Source organism: Pseudovibrio sp. Ad37 (genome assembly GCF_001623075.1).
Lineage (GTDB): Bacteria > Pseudomonadota > Alphaproteobacteria > Rhizobiales > Stappiaceae > Pseudovibrio.
This window is the reverse complement of sequence record NZ_LMCF01000094.1, coordinates 1-21,886: the sequence shown is the minus strand read 5'-3', so window position 1 is coordinate 21,886 and position 21,886 is coordinate 1. Positions and strand designations below refer to the sequence as shown.

Genomic DNA, 21,886 nt, shown 5'->3' with positions numbered 1-21,886 from the left:
TAAACGGTCCAACACAGGAGAAGCTTCATGACTGATTTACGAAATTCCGACCGGCCTCCGGCGGATATTATGGATAGTCCATCGGACGACATGGCAGACTCGGATTACAGTCTTGGCCAAGATAACATTGAAGGGAAATTTGGACCCATTGGGTTTGACATTCACAATCCAGTATTCGCTATTTCAGCTTTAGCTGTTGTTGTATTTGTTGCCTACACCTTATTTTTGCCAGAGCAAGCAAACTCCGTTTTCAGCACGCTCTTTTCTACTGTCACGAAGAGCTTTGACTGGTTCTTTATTGGCGCTGCCGACATTTTTGTTATCCTCTGCCTTGTAATCGTGGTGAGCCCTTACGGCAAAGTGCGCCTTGGTGGCAAGGAAGCTACGCCGGACTTCAGCTATCTGAGCTGGTTCTCCATGCTGTTTGCAGCTGGTATGGGCATCGGGTTGATGTTCTACGGTGTTTCTGAACCGATCAGCCACTTCGCCTCCTCACTGGGTGGCACAACTGTTGGTGCTGATGGTGTGCGAACCGATTGGGCGCCGCTTGGTGCAGCTGCCACACAGGAAGAAGCGATCCGTCTGGGTATGGCTGCCTCTATCTTCCACTGGGGTCTACACCCATGGGCGATTTATGCTGTTGTTGGATTGAGCCTTGCGTTCTTCAGCTACAACAGAGGCTTGCCGCTGACAATCCGCTCTGCTTTTTATCCGATTTTCGGCGAACGTGTTTGGGGTTGGCCGGGACATATCATCGATATTCTTGCCGTTTTCGCAACCCTGTTTGGTCTCGCCACATCTCTTGGTCTGGGCGCTGTTCAGGCGAACTCCGGCCTCAACAAGCTGTTTGGCATGCCAATTGACAGTACATGGCAGGTCATACTGATTGCTGCAATCACTGCGATTGCGCTCGTCTCCGTTGTGCGCGGTCTTGAAGCGGGTGTGAAGCTGCTTTCCGAAATCAACATGGGACTGGCTGCTCTGCTGGTGCTCTTTGTTGTTATTGCGGGTCCTGGCCTGATCTTGCTGCCAGATGCTCTGAACTTCCTCGGCGCTTATTTGCAGTATCTTCCTGCACTTTCCAGCCCGGTTGGTCGTGAAGATGTCAACTTCATGCAGGGTTGGACGTCCTTCTACTGGGCTTGGTGGATTTCCTGGTCACCTTTCGTGGGCATGTTCATCGCGCGTGTCAGCCGTGGTCGTACTGTTCGTGAGTTCCTGATTAGCGTTCTGCTCATTCCATCATTGGTATGCGTGCTTTGGATGTCCATCTTTGGTGGTGCTGCGATCAACCAGATCGTCAATGATGGCTACACTGCTGTTCAGCAAGCTGCGTTACCAGTTCAGCTGTTCACAATGCTGGAAGCTATGCCATGGGCAACAATCACAAGCTTTGTCGGTATCGTGCTTGTGATCGTCTTCTTTGTCACCTCTTCCGATTCAGGTTCTTTGGTGATTGATACTATTGCTGCAGGCGGCAAAGTGGATGCGCCGGTTCCTCAGCGTGTGTTCTGGTGTCTGTTTGAAGGCCTGATTGCGATTGTGTTGCTGCTTTCTGCAGGCGGACTGAAGTCTTTGCAATCCATGGTGATCTCCACCGGACTGCCTTTCACAATCGTCTTGCTTATCATGTGTGTTGCGATTTGGAGAGGACTTGCAAGCGAGCCGCGCTAGGTTATCGAGATAACTTAGCCTCTTAACTTTTAATGCCGCCGCGACCTTTCAGGTTCGGCGGCATTTTTTTAGACGACTTTCTCTTCCGTCACAGAGACGCGTCGTAAGACCTGCGGAGTACAGCCGTACCGGCGGCGGAACATGCGGCTGAGGTGAGATGAATCGCAGAAGCCGCAATCAACCGCAATTTGCGCAACAGATTTCTGGCTTTTCTCGATCAGGTGACGCGCAAAATCCAGCCGAATATTGAGAAATGCGACCTGTGGTGATGTTTCCAAAGACAGGCGGAAGTATCGTTCTATCTGGCGCTTGCTCTTGCCCATGCGCTGCGCAATTTCCTGAATGGAGATCGGCGTGTCGATGTTTTGCTGCATGATGTGCAAGGCACGCTGTACAATGGGGTTTTGTGTTTTCAGATCAAGCGGGATGCCGGGTTGAGGCTTTTCGGCCTGATGGGCATCATCAATGATCATGATGTGCAGGCTTTTATTCGCATGTGCGCGGCCTACATGTTTGTCCACCAGATACGCAGCAAGATGGGCAGAACTTACACCGCCTGCGCAGGTGAGACGGTCACGATCAACGACGAAAATCTGATCGGTCACCGGATCAAGGCCATCAAATTGCTCTTTGAAATCAGAATGGCTGAACCAGCTGACGCAGCTTTTGTAGCCGTCCAGCAGCCCGGACCGATGAAGCAGGAATGCACCGGTACACACGCCCACAAGGGGAACTCCGGCGGCGGCAGCTTCTTTCAGGAAGTTTTGATAGGCCGGGCTGAACTCCGTGCTCTCATCAATGAGACCGCCCACAACAACGATGTAGTTGAAACGTCGCGGATCTCCTAGTCGCTCTTTGGGGTGAACGGAAACGGCGCTGCTGGATGGGATTGGGTCCATGGTATCTGACAGGACGGTCCAATTGCACAGGATCGGGCGACTTCGATCACCCTCATCTGCCGCGAGGCGCAGAACATCTACAAAGTTGGCAAATGCGCAAAGGGTGAAGCGTTTGGCGAGAATAAACCCAACAGAAAGACGGGTCTTTTCCTGCTTGGAAACTGGTTTACGCAAAGCGTTGGTCGGATGCGATAGTGCCTGTGTCATACGAGATGCTTCTCTTTATATTCAGACCGACAAACTGCAATGATTACATTGCCTGTCTGCAGCCTGAGCCCATCCAATCCAGGTCAGTTTTAGCGTGTCTTCAGCGGCGTATTTTTCCAGTTGGTCTGACCATGCTGGCCTGCGTCTTTATCGAATTTCGTCATCATGCCCAGTCTCCTAACCTGCGGCAGGAGGCCGGATTTATGGGCTTTGGCGACCAAGCTTAAGCCCATGCAGTATTTATACTTAATTTGAGTCAGCTTGGCTACGCATTCCATCTGCACTCGCATAAAAATTGATCAGACGTGATGTGTTGATGGATGCTTATTTAAATGTCGTAGGGGTAATCCCTATCTGACGCAAATCTCCTATTTATGAACGTAAAACCTCTCCAAATTGATAGTTTGAAGACGCAAAGAGTTCAGCGAAACGCTTTGTTTCATTTGGGATTTTGATTGGGAGAGACCTGTTTAGTGAGTGATACATCCTTCATCCTTCGCTTCACCTGTGTGGATCAACCGGGCATTGTCTCGACGGTGACGTCAGCCCTGGCTGCTCGCGGTGCAAATATTGTTGAGGCGAACCAGTTTTGTGATCGCAAGACAAACCAGTTCTTCCTGCGGGTTGCCGTGCGTGTGCCTGAGCACATCGACAAAGCGGCGCTTGAGCTGGCCCTGTCACCCGCCGTTGACCGGTTCAAAATGCGGCTGAAGGTGGAAGATTTCTCACGTCGCCCCAAGGTCATCATCATGGTCTCCAGATTTGACCATGCGCTGCTGCATCTGCTTTACCAGATCAAAGTGGGCTGGCTTGATGCTGATGTTGTCGCCATTGTGTCCAACCACGCGGACAGCCAAGGCGTTGCCGACCACGAGGGTATCCCGTTTTATCACTGGCCTATCACCAAGGCGAGTAAGCTTGAGCAGGAAGCCAAGCTGAGTGATCTTATTGAAAAAACGAATGCGGAACTGGTTATCCTTGCACGCTACATGCAGGTGCTGAGCGATGAGATGTCCAGCAAGTTCTTTGGCATGATCATCAACATCCACCATTCGTTCCTGCCAAGCTTTAAAGGGGCAAAGCCCTATCATCAGGCTCATGATCGCGGAGTGAAGCTGATTGGTGCGACCGCTCACTATGTGACGCCGGATCTGGATGAAGGTCCGATCATTGAGCAGGAAACCGAACGGGTGACGCATGGCATGACGGCGGAAGATTTTGTGGCCGCAGGCCGGGATATTGAATCCCGCGTTCTTGCACGAGCCGTCAAATTTCATCTGGAGGGCCGCGTCATGCTGAACAACAACAGCACGGTGGTCTTTACCTCCTAGCGGCCACTTCCCCACACCCAACACTGCTCTGCGAACGCACCGAGAATTCATAGAAGTAAAGGATCGAAAACATGTCCGCATTTCCTAACAAAGCGAAAGTTGTGATTGTTGGCGCTGGCGGCATTGTTGGAGCTTCCGTCATCCATCATCTCATTGAAAATGGCTGGGACGACATTATCGGCATCGACAAATCCGGCATTCCGACAGATATCGGGTCAACAGCTCACGCCTCGGATTTCTGTTATGCCACCAGCCACGATCTTTTGACGTGCTGGACCACCATGTACTCCATGGATTTTTACGAGAAGATGGGCCATTACGCCCGTATTGGTGGATTGGAAGTTGCTCGCGTGGGCGATGATGAGCGCATGGGCGAGCTCAAGCGCCGGGTGGATTCAAGCAAAGCCTTTGGCACCAATGTGAGCATCATCAGTGCTGCTGAAGCCAAAGAGAAATTTCCGCTTTTGGAAGAAGATCAAATCCAGGGAGCTTTGTGGGATCCTGATGCCGGCCTTGTTGTTCCGCGCTCTCAAACTGTTGCTGGCAAGCTTATTGATCAGGGTGAAGCGACCGGGAAGCTCAAGATCTTTGCCAACACATCGGCGCTGGAGCTCATCACAGATAATGGCCGTATCACGGGGGTGAAGACAGAGCGCGGGACCATCCATGCTGAGCATGTTGTCGTATGCGCTGGCCTTTGGGGGCGCCTTATTGCGGAGATGGCTGGCGAGGATTTGCCTGTCATGCCAGTGGACCATCCTCTCACTTTCTTCGGTCCTTACAATGAGTTTGAAGGCACAGGTGCTGAGATCGGCATGCCTTTGCTGCGCGATCAGGGTAACTCTGCCTACATGCGTGATACGGGTGATCCGAAGAGTACTGAAGGCGGTCAGATTGAATGGGGCTACTATTACGAGGAAAACCCTCGCCTTGTGCATCCGCGTGACATTTTGGAAAAAGAGCAGGCTCGTCTGTCTCCCTCCCAGCGAGATCTGGTGCTTGAGGATGTGATTGAGCCGCTGGAAAAGGCGATGGAATTGACGCCGGTACTGGCTGAGCTCGGGTTCAATGAAAGCCATTCCTTCAACGGGCTTTTACAAGCCTCCGTTGATGGTGGCCCATCCATGGGAGAAAGCCGGAAGCTGCGCGGGCTTTGGTATGCTGTCGGCATCTGGATTAAAGACGGTCCTGGCATGGGCAAGTTGATTGCTGACTGGATGACCTATGGCAAAACCCATGTGGACCATAACTCAGTAGATTTTTCCCGCTTCAACGAGTTCCAGCTCAAAGAGCAGTACATCCATGACCGGTGCTGGGAGACCGCGAAGAAGATCTACAATCCGCCTGTTCATCCCCGTGAACCTTTCGCCAATGCTCGTGGCATCCGGCGCTCGCCGTTTTATGAGCGAGAAGTTGAGCTTGGTGGCTACTTCATGGAGCTTGGAGGTTGGGAACGTGCCCATGGCTATGCCGCCAATGAGCACTTGCTGAACAAGCATGGCAACCGTGTGCCTGAGCGTGAGAACGAATGGGACAAGCGCCATTTCTGGCGTGTTTCCAATGCTGAACATCTGGAGATGAGCGAGGATTGCGGCATTATCAATCTCTCCCATTTTCACATGACTGACATTTCGGGTCCAGATCACGTTAACCTGATGGAATGGCTGTGCGCAGCTAAAATCGGCGGTGACAAGAATATTGGCAAAGGCATTTACACGCATATGCTGGATGATGATGGCCATGTGCGGGCCGACTTCACAGTGTTCCGTATGGAAGACCGCTGCCGGTTGGTGAACGGCGCAGATGCTGGGCCACGAGATCTCGTCTACATGCAGCGTGTAGCTGATGATAATGGCTGGGACGTTTCCATCACAGATGTGAGTGAGGATTACACGACCATTGGTATCTGGGGGCCAAACGCTCGTGAAAACCTGCAGAAGGTCGTTGAGGACCCTGACGCCCTTACACCAGAAAACTTCCCGTTTGCAGCTATTCGCGAGATCACCATTGCTGGCAAAACCGTCTCTGCTTTCCGCATCTCTTATGTGGGTGAGCAAGGGTGGGAGCTGCATATGCGCTATGAGGATGGTTTGGCTGTCTGGGATGCTTTGCGCGAGATTGGCGTGATTGCCGTGGGTGTCGAGACCTATGCAAACTCGCGGCGCCTGGAAAAGTCATTACGCCTGCAAAATGCTGACCTGCACACGCAGTACAACCTTTTTGAAGCCGACCTATCCCGGCCTAAGGTGAAAGCGGCTGACTTCCGCGGTAAAGATAAGCACGCGGAGTATCGCGCTCGTGAGGCCCAACCTGCCATGTTGTGTACACTGGTGATGACAGACAACACCGATAAAGACGGCGTCGCGCGCTATCCAGTCGGCAACCTGCCCGTGATGCATCCGGATACGGGTGAGACACTGGTGGATGATCTGGGGCGGCGGTCTTATACAACATCCATTGCTTATGGACCGAGCATCGGCAAAAACATCGCCCTCGCCTATCTGCCGCAGGAATACTGCGAGGAAGGGCGACAGCTGGAGGTGTCTTACTTCGATGAAATCTATCCGGTTGAAGTCGCCGGAGTGGGATATGCGCCGCTCTACGACCCGGAAAACCTGAAGCCTCGAAGCTAAATTGTGCGTTGAGCACGCAAAGATTTGAAGAAATGCAATGGCCCCGGATCTGATTAAGATCCGGGGCCATTTTCTTGTCGTGCACAGTGTTAATTCGCGCCGCGATGGGCGTCGTTTCTATCGGCTTTAAGCAGTTTCAGTTTCTGGTGCGCTTACCGCGGCTTTCTTGTTGTGAAAGATGAAGCCGATGAAGTTCAAAAGAAGCTGGGCTGCAAGAATTTGCGTGGATTCAGATGGGTCATAGGCAGGAGCTACTTCCACAAGGTCCATGCCAACCACGTCACCGCGCTTGCTGAAGCCCTGCAGAATTTCAAGCACGTCGTAATACTGGAAGCCACCGTGACTTGGGGTACCCGTACCGGATGCGATGGACGGGCAGAAGGCGTCGATATCGACTGTCACATAGTAACGCGCGCCTGCCGGAATGCGTTCCAGTACAGCTTCTACTCCCAGCTCCCGCACCTGACGGACCGACAGGATGTCAGAGCCTCTTGCGCGGGCATCGTCATACCCTTCCTTAGCGGTGGAGGATACATTGCGAATACCCAGCTGGGTCATTCCTGAGACATACTCTTTCTCAATCGCACGGCGCATAGGATTGCCGTGGCCCTCCGTCACGCCATGGCGCTCATCAACGAAATCAAGGTGTGCGTCGATCTGGATTACATGGATCGGACCTTTTTCAGCACAGTCTTCCTCAAAGGCTCGGATGCATGGGATATTGATGGAGTGATCACCTCCAATCACCACAGGAAGCGCACCAGCATCGAGGATTTTCTTGACCCCAAACTCGATGTTCGCATGGCTCTCAATGGTCTTGGTGTGGATGATGTCCGCGTCTCCAATATCAACGATACGGACATCGCTGCTGAGATAGGTGGCGTCATCTTCATGGTCGTACGCACCGGCATGGCCGAATGAAAACAGTGTGGACGCTTCACGCACGGAACGTGGTCCAAAACGTGCGCCTGAGCGCCATTGTGCGCCAAAGTCAAACGGTGCGCCCAGAACCGCTACATCCGCATCAATTTGATCCCAATCCGACACATACTCTTTTTTTCCAAAGGTCGAGATTCCAACGAATGGCAGATTGAGGCGCCCGGATTTATAGCCGTGATCAGACATATTTCTTCTCCGTTAGTTCATTATCTGTAGGCGAGTTCTGGCAAGAACAACGCAATTTGTGGGAATGCCATCACAAGCCCTGTTGTCAGCAGCAAGATCAGCAAGAATGGGGGAACTCCGCGGACAACATCCACAAATGGTCGGCGGAAAACAGCAATTGCCGTGAACAGATTGCATCCGAATGGCGGCGTGGCGGCTCCAATGGCAACCTGCAGGGTGATGAGCACTCCAACCAGCACCGGATCAAGACCCGTCGATTTGATCAGTGGGGCAAAGATTGGCACCAAAATCAAAATCACCACGATGGAGTCGACAAACATGCAGCCGATAAAGAACGCCAAAATGATCGCCGTTAGCGTCATTATCGGTCCAGCCTCATTGAGCCCGAGCGAACTGATGATTGTCTGAGGCACTTGTGCGAAGGATAGGGTCCAGGAGAAGGCCGCGCCCGCTGCGATCAGGATGAACACCACCGAGGTGATGCCCCCCGTCGACAGAGCGATATCCGGCAGATCGCGAAGGCGGATGGATCTGAAGATCAAGGCTTCCAGAACAACGGCGTACAGCACACAGATGGCTGCAGCTTCTGTTGGAGAAAAGACACCGCCATAAATTCCGCCAACAATGATCAGCGGAAAGCCCATGGGCCAGAGTGCGCGCCTTACCGCATCAAACCGCTCTCCCCAGTCGGATCTTTCCAACACCGGAATATCGTGCCTGTACGCATGCCACATGCAATAGGCAGAAAAGAACACCACGATGATGAGGCCTGGAACGATGCCAGCGATGAAAAGCTGCGAGATCGATGTGCCGGACACAACGCCATAGATGATCATGCCGATTGATGGCGGAATGAGGTAAGCCAGATCAGCCGCGTTGACGATCAACCCAATGGTGAAGCTGTCCGAATAGCCTGACTTCAACATACGTGGCCGCATCGCGCCGCCAACCGCAACAACGGTTGCCTGCGTAGAGCCACAAACTGCCCCGAACAGTGCGCAGGCACTGGTTACCGAGATGGCCAGCCCGCCCTTGATGTGCCCCATAAAGCGCATCACCACATCAATCAGACGATCAGCGGAATGACCACGTGTGATGATATCAGCGGCAAGGATGAATATTGGGACTGCGACCAGGGCAGAGGGTTTGACCCCACCTATCATCTGCTGGACCAGTATCTGCGGGCTAAAGTTTGGGAAGTAGATCAGGAACCCGATAAAGGCTGCCGAGATCAGCGGCATTTTCATCGGGAAACCGAACAGCAGCAGAACGACCATGACCGTTAACATGAGCTCTGTCATTTTGCGGTCTCCTCTTCCTTCTCAACGAAGCGCGCAACTGCGGCGGCCGTTTCCGGATCCTCATAGCTGTCGACCTCCAGATAGGAGACGTAGATTTCCTCTTCCGACAGATTGAGGTTTCGCAGAGCTGTTAAGAGATATTGGAGGGTTGCTAAGCCCAACCCGATAACCACCCAGATGTAAGTCAGATAAAGCGGCACTTGCAGCGCAGGCGTGACCCGACCCCGGCTGGCAACTTTCGCCACATATTCAACGGCATACCAGGTCAGCGTCGCCATCATGGCTGCAGTTGTTATGGTGATCAAAATCATCAGGATCTTTCGAAGCTTCTGAGGCAGAGCATCATAGATGGCCGACATGCGGATATGGATGCCCTTTCGTGTGGCGTAACCAAGCCCCATGAAGGTGATGATAACGATCAGAAACTCATTGAGCTCTTCGGAGAAATAGATCGACTGGTGAAAGACGTAGCGCCCGAACACATTTGCGATGGTGTTGACGGCCATGGCGATAACGCCCCAACTGAGGATGAAGACCTCAATCTTGCTGATCACACCGTCAACTTTCCCGAGGAGCTTAAAGGGGACAGAACGGGGTTCCATCTTTACCCTCCTCCAGTGTACCCACACCCCGCCTTTTAGAGATGGGATGTGGGACTTCCTATTATTGGTGAGTTGATGCAATCTCAGTTTTCAAGGTCTTCAACAGCTCCTCACCGCGAGATCCGGCAGCGTCTACATAGGCACTGGCAGTTGCTTCACTGCGAGCGCGGAAGACGTTGCGTTCTTCTTCTGAGAGGACCACCAGATTGATCTCAGGCTTGTTCGACTTAATGGTGTCGAGACGTTTCTGGTTGAAGTCAGAGACTACACCATCAATGAAACCTGACATTCCAGCCATTGTTTCTTTTACAAGCTTCTGACGGTCTGGAGAGAGTGTGTCGAACCAATCAGTTCCGGCAACAACGGTGGTGACGAGTTCTTGTTCGCCAGCCCAGATCAGGTAATCCGTAACCTCATAGAACTTCATCTCTTCGATGGTTGGAACAGGGTTTACCTGTCCATCTACAGCGCCAAGCTGCAGAGCGCCAAAGACCTCACCAAATGGCAGCGGTGTTGGGCTCGCGCCCATGTTCTTGTAGGTCTCCAGCAAAATCGGAGAGACCATGACGCGCATTTTGAAGTTGGAGAAGTCATCCGGATTGCGGATTTCTTTGTTGGTGGTCCAGACCTGAGGTCCTTCTGAATACATGGTCAGGACTTCCAGGCCACGCCTGCGGAAATCCTCGTTCAGATCACCGTAAATGGTCTCGGAGTTGTTCAGAATGTTTGAGACTGCTTTGGCATCAGATGGAAAGAGATATGGCAGCAGAAAAATCTGACTTTCCGGGACGATGGTGCCCAGATTGCCGATGGATACGTTGGTGAACTGGATGAGGCCATCCGTGGCTTGTTCTACTGTATCCGTTGGTGTGCCAAGCGTTCCCATCGGGTAGATCGTGATTGTCACGTCCCCATCGGTCTTGGTTTCAATGCGCTTCTTAAACTCCTGCGCATAGGCATCCATGATCGAGCCTGGAATTTCCTCGATGGCGAATTTCCAGTCTTCTGCATAAGCGCTTAGCGGGACTGTGCCCAGAACCATTGCAGCTGTTAGTGTCTTTAGCGATTTAAGAATTGAGTTCATTTCATCCTCCCACAGAACTAGTTCCCAATCTTCCTCGCTGCTAGCACACTAGATGTTGAACCTAGAAAAAATATCAAATAAGTTATGTTTACATGAAATATATCAATGTAATTAAATTATCTGAGAACAGGAAGATCATTAGATGAAACTTCTCCGAAACAATCTGCTCGAAGCATTTTGTGCTGTCGTTGAATGTGGTGGTTTTTCTGAGGCGCAGTTCAGGCTGGGTATATCTCAATCGGCGATCAGCTGCCGCATCCGGGATCTGGAACTTGCGCTTGGATATCGCGTCTGTGAACGCGGTCGCAGTGGCTTTCAACTCACTGAACGCGGTAAGATTGCCTATGAGAAAGCCTGCGAAATCATCCGTCTTGTTGAGGATTTCGACGCCGAACTGCTTGAGTTGCGTGGTACGATCACTGGACAGCTGCGCATAGGTATTGTCGACACAGTGATCAGCCTTCCGGGGTTTCCGCTAGTCCCTGCGTTGCAGCGATTCTTCTCAAAGGAGAACGACGTCAATCTGGAACTGGTTGTTGCCTCGCCAAACGACTTGAAAGAAGGCTTGATCACGGGAAGTCTGCATATCGCAATTGCACCGTTTAAACGAAAGCGCGATGAGCTTGAGTACATCAAGGTCTGCAGTGAAAATCACTATATGTACTGCGGTCAGGCGCATGACTTGTTTGCATGTGAAACCGATGAAATCTCGCCGGACATCCTGAACAATCACGCTGTGTGCCAGCGCTCCTACGACATGATCGTTGCACGAGATGCCAAAGCCCCAGAGCCCAAAGCGATTGTCACGAATATGGAAGCAGCCGCGGCTCTCATTTTGAGTGGCAAATTCCTCGGTGTCCTCCCCGATCACTACGCCACCCAGTGGGTCAACACCGGCGAAATGCGCCTTCTGGAACACCCAGATCTGACCTGGACATCAGAGTTTTACATCGCTTCGCGCAAATCCCAAGCACACAGACAGGCTGTCGAGTGGTTCATCAAAGCGTTGCTGCACGGATTGTAAAGATCATATCAAGAAACAAAGAAAGGAATAAACCGTTTCAATTGCTTAATTAGCAAAGTCATTATCTATTACAAATTCTAGTATTCTTTTTGGTGGCCATTCTTAAACTTGTGGCGCTTAGACATTGCATCCCGGTTTATTTGTGATGTAGGAAGCTGAATGCTCGGCTCTTATGATCAGGGGATGCACCTTGTCTGAACAAATCGAAAATGCAGCCAGAAAACTGGCTGATCTCTTTGACACTTCCACTCCTTTGTTTCCAACGGCCAGCGGGTCACCTAAAGCGTTTGCGAATGGCTTAGAGGATGCCCAAAAACGTATGGAAGAGCGTTTTACTGCGTTATGCGAACTGGCTGGATTGCTGGATCGCGAGACTGAAAAGAGTGAAGTGGCGCAGGGAGCTGCGATTGATCTGTTCCAGTGCTCCGGCTTTTTCTATCTGGCATTGATGCAATACTCTGAAAACCTGCCGAATTCGCTGCTGATGGCGGGCTATGACATTTCGGTTGGCCGCATGCCTCCGGTTGTCTCAAAGGCGCTCAAGCACGTTTCCTTTACGATGAAGAGTGCTATTGCGGAGGACATCACCTTCATGTGCCCTCACCTTTCTAACCTCACCGAGAAGGATGAGTTTGAAGGACGAGCACAAGTGATTTTGGATAAAGTTCTGGCGCAAGCCATTGCCCGCACCGCTCATGCGGTCTCTTCACTAGAAGAAAACGAAAAACTCGACGGTTATGAGATCACTGAGGAAGACAATGCCCTGCGTGCGCGTTGTCAGACCTGTACCGAGTTGCTTGCAAAACTTGTCAAACATTCTGCTAACCCACGTGAGCATGCAGAACGCGTTAACGCGTTTCAGGCATTCCTTGGTAACGCCTAAACGAGCCTGATTGATCAAGCCATGGGATCCTTCCGTATCCCGTGGCTGCCTTGGCAGTTCCACCAAGTTTTACCTTTCAAAGTACACATGATGGGAACGTCAACTAGTTTTCGACAGTCAGAGTGGCGTCCTCCACCGCCCAGAGGCGGTCCTGCCCCCATATACCGGTGGCTCCAACTCGAAAGCTGGGCACGCCCCAAAGCCCGAGTTCTGTAAGTTCCTTGCGGTTTTTCTCTGTTCTTGCACGCCAATCTTCATTGTCGACGTCCAGACGTGCCTGCTGCCAATCCAGACCGGCATCTGCGAGGATGCGTGACAAGCCTTTATCTGTGCTTGCATCAACACCTTTCGCCCATACACCAGTCATAAAGGCACTGCAAAACTCTCTAAGCCTGCCATTCTTCTCAGCAAACTCGAGCAGTGAATAGCCTCGCTCGATTGCTGTTCCCAGTGGGTCGCAAATCCGGCCAAATGGAATGACATGCAAGCGGGCTTCACGCGCGGCATCAGCTAAAATGTACTTCCGCTTCATAGGCGGTACTGGCAAGCCGCGCATGACCATAGGCAAGACGGGCCGAATGTTCAGCTTTACCCCCTGCCGATCAGCCAGAGTGCATGTGCGGTCAAACGCCAGGTACGAGTATGGACTCCGGAACGACAGGAAAAAATCGACCTCTATATGTGCTGGCGGTGTATGAGAATGTCGCCTTTGCGCTACTGCTGGCGCCAACTTGGAGGCTGAAGGCCCAAGTCCAAGCTCATGCAGGCGATCCTGGAGATAGTGTAGCCGGTCGATGCCCCAATACCATTCATCGCCATAATAAAAGGTCGCACCAAGATAGTGCCCGTACTTTGCCAGGAGCGCATCACCGCAGGTTTTGGCTTGGTCAGCCTTGTCACCCTTTGCTGAGGATTGAAGTTTTTCTCCAGACCACAATTTAGTGCTTATTTCCAGCAGCTTACTCACGCATGCATCGTTGGCGAGTTCCTCTGCCATTAGCGTTTCAGCTTGACTGATTTGAGCTTCATCTGGAGCTTCAAAAGGCCTGCCTGTCAGGCCGTAATGTTTGGCAAGGAAGGCCGCATCCACTGAAGCATATGCTTCCAACGCTGTCCTTTCAGGTACGGCCCAATCAGGCGGGCCGGAGATCAAATGGATCTTCAGGGCGACTGTATAGTGCCGCTGAAAGTCGCCAAGCATTTGAAGTGTTAGGTGCGCGTATGGATCCGCAGCATGATGAAAATAGTGTACTTCATGCGCCTCACCTCGTCGGCTTCGTTGTTTTTCGTAGGAGGCCCGTTTTCGCTGCACTCTGGTTTCACTCGTAATGTATTCTGCAATTCTCGACTTTATTGCTGAGTGAAACGACATAGAGACGGCTCCTCTATCCAAGAGTGAAGAGCAACGTTAACCTGCAACTGCTTTGGCTGCAACGAGGCGTTTGATTGATGTCTGCAAACCTAACGGACGTTCAATGACGCATAATCGTAATACGTAAGCTACAAAAGACGCCTTATCCCTGTCAAATTTCACGGGTTGTCGGATAAACTTTTCTCAGAATACGCTTCAAACGTCCATATTGTGAGAATCTCATGCAGGAACGTTTGATACAGCTGCTAGAATCTGTTGCTGGAGCCGCCAAGCCGGTCAGTGCGAACGATCTTGCGCAGATGACCAAGCTTCCCAGAGCAACCATCTATCGGAACCTGTCGTCTCTGCTTCACTGCGGCTTTCTGGATGAGGTTGAGGACGGCAAACGGTATGTTCTGGGTATCCGGTTCATCAAAATTGCCCTCACAGGAAAATCAGAGTCACATGTGATCAAAGCTGTCTCTGCGATGATCCACCGGCTTGTGATTGAACTTGGTGAAACAGCTTTTTTGGCACGATATCGTGGTGGCCGTGTGGACCTTATCCATGTTGAGCCTCCCAGTGATCCATCCATATCTTATATTTACCCCGGCCTTGGGACCCGGCCTGTTCATGCTTGCTCCTCCGCCAAAGCCATTGCTGCTTTCATATTGCCCGAACTGCGAGATGAACTGCTGCGAACCGAACGCGTGCAATTTACGCAAGCCACTCTCATTGACAGTTCTGATATCGCCGAAGAGCTGGAGAACGTGCGGCGCGATGGCTTTGCGCTTTGTGATGGCGAGATTGATGACGGTGTCACCAGCATTGCCGTGCCCATTATGGTTGACCGACTTGGAGCACTCTTCAGCATGGGGGTTGTTGGCCCCCAAAACCGCATAAAGCCGCGACTTCACACGCATATTCTACCTGTGCTCAAAGAAGAAAACATACGCGCTGCAGCTGCCATTCAGCACTGCTCAATTGTTGATGCCGAGAGAGCAAATTTGGTGGCTCTTTCCGGCGAGTTGGAGGCAACTCGAAATACTCATTAATTAATTTCTATGGGAGGATCTTATGAATAGAAGAGAATTTGGTGCACTGGTTGTTGCTGCTGCAGCGACTGCCGGACCGTTTAGAGCTTTTGCTGATGAAACCTGTCAGTCACCTTACATGCCCAAGATTACCGGGCAGGAAGAATTCGTTTATGTCTGGACACTCGGCGTTGAGGGAATGGGTGACGAGCAAGATAAGCTTGTTACCATTGATCTGCGGCCAGACTCGCCCATGCGCGGTCAGGTGATCAACAGTATTTCTGTCGGCGGACGGAATGAAGCACATCATGGTGGCTTTTCAGCAGATCGTCGCTATTTCTGGACTGGTGGTCTGGATACCAATCGCATTTTCATCTTCGACGTACATAGTGACCCATCAAAGCCATCCCTCCACAAAACCATCGAGACCTTTGTCAAGGATTCAGGGGGCGTTGTTGGGCCACACACATTCTTTGCCCTTCCTGGCAGCATGATGATCACCGGGCTTTCCAATGATGATGATCATGGTGGGCGCACGGCACTGGTTGAATACAACGATGCCGGCGACTACGTGGCGACTTATTGGATGCCAACCGCCAGTGACATGCAGGGTGCCGTTGCTGTGGGGGATGCTGTTGCGGACGGTTATGGCTATGACATTCGCGCACTCATTCGCAAGAACATCATGTTGACCTCCTCCTTTACTGGCTGGTCAAACTACATGATGGATTTTGGTCAGATGCTGCAAGATGCCGACGCGATGAAGCGGTTTGGCAATACGATCGTTCAATGGGATCTGCATACTCGTCAGCCGCGTAAGGTCTTCAACGTGCCGGGCGCTCCGCTGGAGATCCGCTTCCCATGGGGGCCGAATGCTAACTATGCATTCTCTACGACCGCTCTCACCTCCAAACTCTGGCTGATTTATGAGGACGACAGTGGGGAATGGCAGGCCAAAGATGTAGCAGATATTGGAAACCCTGCGGACATTCCGCTTCCCGTCGACATTTCCATTGCTGCTGATGATCAGACACTGTGGGTCAACAGCTTCATGGATGGCAAGACGCGGCTCTTTGATATTTCCGATCCGCATAACCCCTCTCAAATTTATGAGAAAACCATCGACCGTCAGGTCAACATGGTTAGCCAGAGTTGGGATGGGAAACGGGTCTACTTCAGCTCTTCCTTGCTGGCAAACTGGGACAAAAAGGGTGACGACGATGTGCAATATCTGCGTGCATACACCTGGGATGGGAAAGAGCTGATCGAGGACTTTGATATCGATTTTTACAAGCTCGGCCTTGGCCGTGCGCACATCATGCGTTTTGGCAGTTCTGAGCTGTACACCAGCTAGATCAAACTCGTTTTGGGGCAGCACGCGTGTTGCCCCATGCTTTTCCAACTCATTAGGTCTGATGCATGCGTGTATTGAAAAAGTTCCTGGTCTTCAGTGGTGTTGCAGCAACACTTCCAGCACTCTGGTATACCTTAATGGCCGGACAAGCTGCTCCCACTCGCCCATTTTCAGATGCCTTTACCCCTCATGAAGAGTTTCAGTTTGATCCTCCCAAGCCGGGTTCTTACACGCTGAACCGGTTTAGGACGGCGCCAGATGGACGGGTTCTGGATGTAAATGGACAGACACATTCATTTGCAGCACTGACCAAAGGCAAGATCAATCTGGTGAGCTTTGTCTATCTGATGTGCGGCGATGAGAATGGATGTCCAATCGCCATGTCGACGCTCTTTGAAATTCACGATGCCAGCCAGAAGCTTCCCGGACTGCGAGAAGATGTTCAGCTGATCACTATCAGTTTTGATCCTGCCCGCGATACGGTCGAGGCCATCAACTCCTTTTCATACCCCCTTCAAATCGATGCGAATGCTGATCAGAAGCTGAAATGGCACGTGCTTACGAGTTCAGGCATGACAGATCTGCAGCCTATTCTGGATGGTTTTGGCCAAGTCATTGATCGTTCGAACGATCAGGAGGTCATCAATCATCTTTTACGGATGTATCTGGTTGATCGCGAAGGCGTTGTACGCAACGTCTATGGCCTTGGAACCATCGACCCGAGGCTCCTGATCACAGACGTGGAGACGCTTTTACTGGAAGAAAGCAGGTCATAATGCGCCAGTGGTTCCTTACATGTCTGATTGGCAGTCTCATGTGTTGGGCAGATGGCGCACATGCACAATCGCATTGCATAGCAGACCCGGAAAACTGGTCTGCAGTGGCTTTGAACCGAAGCCTTTCTACCCCGCTCGGACTTCCACCCGTCCCCCATCCACATGACAACCCACCGAGTATCGCGAAGATTGAGTTGGGCCGGAAGTTGTTTTTCGATCGACGCTTGTCAATCAACCACACCATGTCTTGCGCCATGTGCCATGTTCCAGAACAAGGGTTCACCAATTGGGAGCTGAGCACAGCCATCGGCGTTGAAGGGCGCAGCCTTAAGCGAAACTCACCAAGCATTTTGAATGTCGGGTATCTGAATGTGCTGTTTCATGATGGCCGGGATCATGTATTGGAGACACAGTTTATCGGTCCGTTAACCGCACGAAATGAAATGGCAAATCCGTCTGCAGGGCATGTTGTTGCTCTTTTGAAGGAGCTTGCGGACTATGCGCAGATGTTCGAGGATGCCTTCGAGGCTCAGGCGTCTCTCGACAGGATTGGGATGGCCCTTGGCGCGTATCAAAGGTCAGTCCTTGCGGGGAACAGTCCTTTTGATCAATGGTACTTTGGTGGTGATGAAACTGCAGTCAGTGCCGATGTGAAGCGTGGTTTTCAGGTTTTTAACGGCAAAGCAGGTTGCAGTGCTTGCCATCTGATCAAAGATGACTACGCTCTCTTTACGGATGAGCTTTTCCATGACACCGGATATGGTCAGATGCGTGAAGAGAAGCGCCAAAATCCCCCGACAAGCATTCCTGTGCAAGTTGCCCCCGGAGTGGTGCATCAGATGGAATTTTCAAAAATCCGATCTGTTAGTGCTGAACGCGAAGCTGATCTAGGGCGATATGAGGTAACAGAGGATCCAGTTGACAGATGGAGATTTCGCACGCCTTCACTGCGTAATCTCACAGTAACGCCGCCTTATATGCACGACGGCCATCTCAGTACGATTTCGCAGGTTATTGAGTTCTACAACCAAGGCGGATCACAACTGAGTGGTCAAGACCCACGCATCCGCCCGCTTGGTCTCACAGGAACTGAAAAGCAAGACCTCGAAGCCTTTCTGCAAAGCCTGACCTCTCCTGATCTCGACTGCCTGATGAGCGAAGCAAGAGTATTGCCACCTGATAATCACTAAGGTGGCAACCTAGGTCGATCCACTCAGACTTGCAGTGCGTGTTGTTATCTGGACTAGAGTGCTCCTCATCGCTCGCAAACACATTCTACTTCTTGCGCTTCAGCAGATTCTTCAGTTTTGCGCGTCTGCTGGTGTGGCTGTTCAGGATTTTTTCCAGGTTGCCGACTTTTTCATGCAGGGTGTCCATTTCGTATTTAACTTTGCGGATGTTTTTGTCGTTGAGCAAGCGTGCGACCTGATAAACTGATGCGCTCGCTTCGTCGCGGACCTTATCAAACTCAGCCTGAGCCTTCGCTTCGCTAATCGTGTTGCGTTTCAGATTGAGCAGGATGAGTTTTTGGCCAATTTCATCGATCTCTTTTTCATAGCCCGGCGCAAGTTGCGAGGTTGCGAGACCTACGCGGTGCGCATCATGTAGAGTGTCCAAAGCAACCTTGAGGTACTCGATGCTTTCATCGCCGTCGTCTAATTTGGCATTCGCGAGGTGATCTTTTGCGGCGGCGGCGTGCTCTTCGGCTTTCTGGAGGATCATCCCGTAATACTCTGCTTCAGATGCATCCAGCAGGTCTTTAACATTTGCCTTGGCTGTTTCCAGAAGCTGGTCAGTGGACGCGATTGCATCTTGAAGGTTGGCTTTTTGCTCTTCATCATCAGCTGGGCCGAAGCTGTCCTCACGTTCCAACTCCAGCTCTTCTGATGGCTTGAGTGTTTCTTCAGGTTGATCCTCTGATTTAGATTGCACTGAACCAGATCTGCGCTTAGGACCTTTCGTACCCTGTTTGTCGAGAAGTTCCTCCATTTTATCAAGGTAGTACTGGAGTGTATTTAACGCTGCCTGAGCACGTCTGATCTCGCCTTTGAGGAGAAAGTCTTTTGCTTCAAAGGCCGTTCGGATACCGATGGAATGATACTTGCCGTAGTTTGCTGCGTCATCGGCATTCTGGATCGTGCTGCTCAGTTTATTGAGGTCAGCCAGATCCGTTGTTACATCCTCAACTTCCTGTTCCAGCTCAGGAATTTTGTCTGCTATGGCTACACCGGAATCGTGTCTTGATTGCAGAGCTTCATTAACAACGCGCAGAGCAAATAACTCAAACTCGGCCTTCTCGAAGTTTTCCAGATCCATCAGCTTTTGTGCTTCTGCTGCATGTTCAGCACCGCGCACCTGCATTGCTTCAAAGACTTCACGGTCCATGCCATCCTGAATGTCTTTCTTCAGAGCCTCGAACTCGGCAAGTTTTTGCTGGCTCTCCTTTATCGTGGCAGCGAGCTTTTCTGGATCTTTCGCAAGTGGCACTGCCTCCTGGAGCAGTTCAAGCATGCGATCTTCCTGGCTGAGTATGTATTCACTTTCCTTGTCAGGACCGAAGCGGTCTCCTTTTTTAATCAAGGCAATGCCTCGATCTATCGCCTGGAGAGCTGAGCGTTCAGCATCATCAAAAGCCGTTGTAAGATGTTTGATTTTTTCGAGTTCTGGTCGACGTTTTACAACGTCTGCAATGCGCTGCCGATAGACTTCAAAGCCTTCTATGAAACTCGCCTTTGCCTCTTCAAATAGGCTCGCATAACGCTGTTTCTCGGCTTCAACCACCTTCACGGCATCGGTAAGCTGATGATTGAGATCTAATCCGTCCAGATAATTTTTTCTCTGAATGGCTTCCCTCAATTGCTCAACCAACCCTTTGGCTTTATTGTAGTTTGTTTCGAAATCGGTAAAATCCAACCCCCAATCTGCATATTGATCAAGGCTCACATTTGCGTTGTCAATAATCTTTTCGAAACCTTCGGCCCGTTGACTCAATCCTCTCATCTGAGACTCTGTGAAGTTCTCACTGAGCTTGCGGAAATTGTCCATCGCGTTGAAGGCATCCAGTGCCTCTTGTAACCCGGATTCCATGCCCGCAATTATGGCTTTACGGTCTCCGTCCTCTTGTGAGTTATTTAAGTCAGTTGCAGCAGTAAGATTCAATCGTGCCTTATCAAATTCCTCAATGAAAGTCCCTTCAAAATAGGTGTCACGACAGGACGGCCACCATTCATCGTATGAAGCTATTACAATGTCTTGTAGTTTGCTAACATCAGAATAAATATTGTCTTTTTTAATTCTGAAGGCAGTGATGTCGGCATCGTACTGGGCTTGTGCGTCGAGTTCTGCTCTCACAGCTGCAACACCTGCGTCACCGAGAGCATCGAGCATGACGTCCATAGCTTTCTCGATTTCTGAAAACTGCAGTACTGCGGCCTTTCCCTCTCCAGATTTTGCCAGTTCATGAGCTTTATCCAGACCAGCTATCGCAGTGGCATCTGCATTTTTAAAAACTTCCAAAATCTCTGGAAACTTGGCAACCGTGTCTACAAGTTCGGACAGTTTAATGTAGTCAGTCAGCAAGTCAGAAAATGACGTGATGACCTTAAGTTCTTCGTCTAGTGCTGCTTTTTCCGCTGCCTCACTCGCCTGTCTCATGCTCTGCCGGTGTGTTTCAGCCAGATCCAAAGCATCTCGAGATGCTGCAACATCTTGTTTTTCTATGGATATTTTGAGTTCCGCAATATTCTCCATTGCTGTCAGATAGGCATCATCTAATGCGGACAGATCAATCGCCCAGCCACCCAAGTTTTCACGTACTTTGTAAATATCTTCGAATGCAGCAAGGTAGTATTTGGCTCCTTCAGAGATGCCGTTGAGCTGCGACATCACGATTTGCTTGCTGACATCAAATGCATTTTCCATGTCACGGTAGGCTTTTTTGGCCTCTGTGATTGGCTCTCGTATGCTCGTGATGAATAGATCCTGATTGACTTTCATCCGTGGGCCAGGTGTCATCATTTGGTCAGCGCCTGTGAGCCAATCCATCGCTTCATCGATTGAGGCGTTTGCCAGTTGGAATGAGTTCTGGAACCGTTGGAGGTAGTCTCCTTCACAGAAACGTTCCCAAACTTTATTCCCCTCTTTGACAGCGTTTTTCAGCTGTTCGACCTCAACGCGAAGCTGCTTTAACTCTCTGACGAATAGTGCAATTTCTTCCTGCTCTTCTTTTTCCGCCAGTTGCTCTACAGTTAGAGCTTCCTCTTCCACTTCAGATGTTTCCGTACCTGCCTGATAGCTTTCCGGTTGCTTTGGTTTTGGCGGATTGGCGACAAAGGCGTCCAGATTGACCATAGATTGCTTCAGGTCTGCCAGCGCGCCTCTGGCGTCTGTGATGCGGCCTTGGCTGATGTAATCAAAGGCTTCTTTGGCGTGTGAATCGGCATGCAAAATTGACCCGGTTAGGTGGGTTATGAGCGTTTAAGATTGACCCACCTGTTTGTTAGGATCCGTGCATTTAGCGCGGGGCATGAACGGGTGATATTGATGGAAAGTGCAGCCAAGATCCGCCGTCTTGTTTTACGGGATGGTCGAAGTGTCCGGTCGGTCAGT

Annotated in this window: 17 protein-coding genes; 9 read left to right on the top strand and 8 right to left on the bottom strand. The window is 51.0% G+C overall.

Going from position 1 to position 21,886, the window contains the following annotated elements:
• Positions 1 to 27 precede the first annotated feature (27 nt).
• Positions 28 to 1,674, top strand: a complete 1,647-nt coding sequence (locus PsAD37_RS15255; protein ID WP_063296885.1) for a BCCT family transporter — start codon at positions 28 to 30, stop codon at positions 1,672 to 1,674.
• A gap of 68 nt (positions 1,675 to 1,742) precedes the next feature.
• On the opposite strand, the gene PsAD37_RS15250 is transcribed toward PsAD37_RS15255, so the two are convergent.
• Both PsAD37_RS15250 and PsAD37_RS28370 read right to left on the bottom strand, forming a co-directional pair.
• Positions 1,743 to 2,780 (bottom strand): GlxA family transcriptional regulator, encoded by a 1,038-nt coding sequence (locus PsAD37_RS15250; RefSeq protein WP_063296884.1) that lies wholly within the window; start codon positions 2,778 to 2,780, stop codon positions 1,743 to 1,745.
• A gap of 89 nt (positions 2,781 to 2,869) precedes the next feature.
• A complete protein-coding gene (locus PsAD37_RS28370) occupies positions 2,870 to 3,013 on the bottom strand; it encodes a hypothetical protein (protein WP_193778274.1) in 144 nt (47 codons plus the stop codon).
• Positions 3,014 to 3,253: 240 nt separating this feature from the next.
• On the opposite strand from PsAD37_RS28370, the gene purU reads away from it, so the two are divergent.
• Both purU and PsAD37_RS15235 read left to right on the top strand, forming a co-directional pair.
• On the top strand, positions 3,254 to 4,111 hold the full coding sequence (gene purU, locus PsAD37_RS15240; RefSeq protein WP_063296882.1) for a formyltetrahydrofolate deformylase: 858 nt from the start codon (positions 3,254 to 3,256) through the stop codon (positions 4,109 to 4,111).
• Positions 4,112 to 4,182: 71 nt separating this feature from the next.
• Complete coding sequence (locus PsAD37_RS15235; protein ID WP_063296881.1) at positions 4,183 to 6,744, top strand: FAD-dependent oxidoreductase; 2,562 nt, start codon at positions 4,183 to 4,185, stop codon at positions 6,742 to 6,744.
• Between the two features lie 126 nt (positions 6,745 to 6,870).
• Here PsAD37_RS15235 and speB read toward each other — a convergent pair whose 3' ends face one another.
• From speB to dctP, 4 genes are all read right to left on the bottom strand, one after another.
• Entirely contained in the window at positions 6,871 to 7,869 is a 999-nt protein-coding gene (gene speB, locus PsAD37_RS15230) for an agmatinase (protein WP_063296880.1), read from the bottom strand.
• A gap of 20 nt (positions 7,870 to 7,889) precedes the next feature.
• The gene (locus PsAD37_RS15225) at positions 7,890 to 9,170 is read right to left on the bottom strand and encodes a TRAP transporter large permease (protein ID WP_063296879.1); all 1,281 of its coding nucleotides are present in this window, start codon (positions 9,168 to 9,170) and stop codon (positions 7,890 to 7,892) included.
• Complete coding sequence (locus PsAD37_RS15220) at positions 9,167 to 9,772, bottom strand: TRAP transporter small permease (RefSeq protein WP_063296878.1); 606 nt, start codon at positions 9,770 to 9,772, stop codon at positions 9,167 to 9,169. Before PsAD37_RS15220 ends, PsAD37_RS15225 begins: the two co-directional genes overlap by 4 nt.
• A gap of 61 nt (positions 9,773 to 9,833) precedes the next feature.
• Positions 9,834 to 10,856, bottom strand: a complete 1,023-nt coding sequence (gene dctP, locus PsAD37_RS15215; RefSeq protein ID WP_063296877.1) for a TRAP transporter substrate-binding protein DctP — start codon at positions 10,854 to 10,856, stop codon at positions 9,834 to 9,836.
• 142 nt (positions 10,857 to 10,998) lie between these two features.
• Here dctP and PsAD37_RS15210 point away from each other — a divergent pair, with 142 nt between their 5' ends.
• Together PsAD37_RS15210 and PsAD37_RS15205 are read left to right on the top strand one after the other, a co-directional pair.
• The gene (locus PsAD37_RS15210) at positions 10,999 to 11,880 is read left to right on the top strand and encodes a LysR family transcriptional regulator (protein ID WP_057465201.1); all 882 of its coding nucleotides are present in this window, start codon (positions 10,999 to 11,001) and stop codon (positions 11,878 to 11,880) included.
• 190 nt (positions 11,881 to 12,070) lie between these two features.
• Positions 12,071 to 12,763, top strand: coding sequence for a hypothetical protein (locus tag PsAD37_RS15205; protein WP_208991899.1), 693 nt, complete (start codon positions 12,071 to 12,073; stop codon positions 12,761 to 12,763).
• A gap of 103 nt (positions 12,764 to 12,866) precedes the next feature.
• Here PsAD37_RS15205 and PsAD37_RS15200 read toward each other — a convergent pair whose 3' ends face one another.
• Positions 12,867 to 14,135: a 2-hydroxychromene-2-carboxylate isomerase gene (locus PsAD37_RS15200; protein ID WP_063296875.1), complete on the bottom strand. Its 1,269-nt coding sequence runs from the start codon at positions 14,133 to 14,135 to the stop codon at positions 12,867 to 12,869.
• A 221-nt stretch (positions 14,136 to 14,356) separates the two neighbouring features.
• On the opposite strand from PsAD37_RS15200, the gene PsAD37_RS15195 reads away from it, so the two are divergent.
• The 4 genes from PsAD37_RS15195 (at position 14,357) to PsAD37_RS15180 (ending at position 18,468) form a co-directional block, all read left to right on the top strand.
• Positions 14,357 to 15,169, top strand: coding sequence for an IclR family transcriptional regulator (locus PsAD37_RS15195; RefSeq protein ID WP_063296874.1), 813 nt, complete (start codon positions 14,357 to 14,359; stop codon positions 15,167 to 15,169).
• Positions 15,170 to 15,191: 22 nt separating this feature from the next.
• Positions 15,192 to 16,502, top strand: coding sequence for a selenium-binding protein SBP56-related protein (locus PsAD37_RS15190; RefSeq protein WP_063296873.1), 1,311 nt, complete (start codon positions 15,192 to 15,194; stop codon positions 16,500 to 16,502).
• Between the two features lie 65 nt (positions 16,503 to 16,567).
• On the top strand, positions 16,568 to 17,278 hold the full coding sequence (locus PsAD37_RS15185) for an SCO family protein (protein WP_063296872.1): 711 nt from the start codon (positions 16,568 to 16,570) through the stop codon (positions 17,276 to 17,278).
• Positions 17,278 to 18,468, top strand: coding sequence for a cytochrome-c peroxidase (locus PsAD37_RS15180; protein WP_063296871.1), 1,191 nt, complete (start codon positions 17,278 to 17,280; stop codon positions 18,466 to 18,468). The genes PsAD37_RS15185 and PsAD37_RS15180 overlap by 1 nt, the downstream gene beginning before the upstream one ends.
• An 85-nt stretch (positions 18,469 to 18,553) precedes the next feature.
• On the opposite strand, the gene PsAD37_RS15175 is transcribed toward PsAD37_RS15180, so the two are convergent.
• Positions 18,554 to 21,724 carry a hypothetical protein gene (locus PsAD37_RS15175; protein WP_063296870.1) on the bottom strand — a complete coding sequence of 1,057 codons (3,171 nt, stop codon included), beginning with the start codon at positions 21,722 to 21,724 and terminating at the stop codon, positions 18,554 to 18,556.
• Between the last annotated feature and the right edge of the window lie 162 nt (positions 21,725 to 21,886).

Coding starts and splice junctions, on each gene's coding strand:
- PsAD37_RS15255 (WP_063296885.1), top strand. CDS start 28: ATGACTGATTTACGAAATTCCGACCGGCCTCCGGCGGATATTATGGAT.
- PsAD37_RS15250 (WP_063296884.1), bottom strand. CDS start 2,780: ATGACACAGGCACTATCGCATCCGACCAACGCTTTGCGTAAACCAGTT.
- PsAD37_RS28370 (WP_193778274.1), bottom strand. CDS start 3,013: ATGGGCTTAAGCTTGGTCGCCAAAGCCCATAAATCCGGCCTCCTGCCG.
- PsAD37_RS15235 (WP_063296881.1), top strand. CDS start 4,183: ATGTCCGCATTTCCTAACAAAGCGAAAGTTGTGATTGTTGGCGCTGGC.
- speB (WP_063296880.1), bottom strand. CDS start 7,869: ATGTCTGATCACGGCTATAAATCCGGGCGCCTCAATCTGCCATTCGTT.
- PsAD37_RS15225 (WP_063296879.1), bottom strand. CDS start 9,170: ATGACAGAGCTCATGTTAACGGTCATGGTCGTTCTGCTGCTGTTCGGT.
- PsAD37_RS15220 (WP_063296878.1), bottom strand. CDS start 9,772: ATGGAACCCCGTTCTGTCCCCTTTAAGCTCCTCGGGAAAGTTGACGGT.
- dctP (WP_063296877.1), bottom strand. CDS start 10,856: ATGAACTCAATTCTTAAATCGCTAAAGACACTAACAGCTGCAATGGTT.
- PsAD37_RS15210 (WP_057465201.1), top strand. CDS start 10,999: ATGAAACTTCTCCGAAACAATCTGCTCGAAGCATTTTGTGCTGTCGTT.
- PsAD37_RS15200 (WP_063296875.1), bottom strand. CDS start 14,135: ATGTCGTTTCACTCAGCAATAAAGTCGAGAATTGCAGAATACATTACG.
- PsAD37_RS15195 (WP_063296874.1), top strand. CDS start 14,357: ATGCAGGAACGTTTGATACAGCTGCTAGAATCTGTTGCTGGAGCCGCC.
- PsAD37_RS15190 (WP_063296873.1), top strand. CDS start 15,192: ATGAATAGAAGAGAATTTGGTGCACTGGTTGTTGCTGCTGCAGCGACT.
- PsAD37_RS15185 (WP_063296872.1), top strand. CDS start 16,568: ATGCGTGTATTGAAAAAGTTCCTGGTCTTCAGTGGTGTTGCAGCAACA.
- PsAD37_RS15180 (WP_063296871.1), top strand. CDS start 17,278: ATGCGCCAGTGGTTCCTTACATGTCTGATTGGCAGTCTCATGTGTTGG.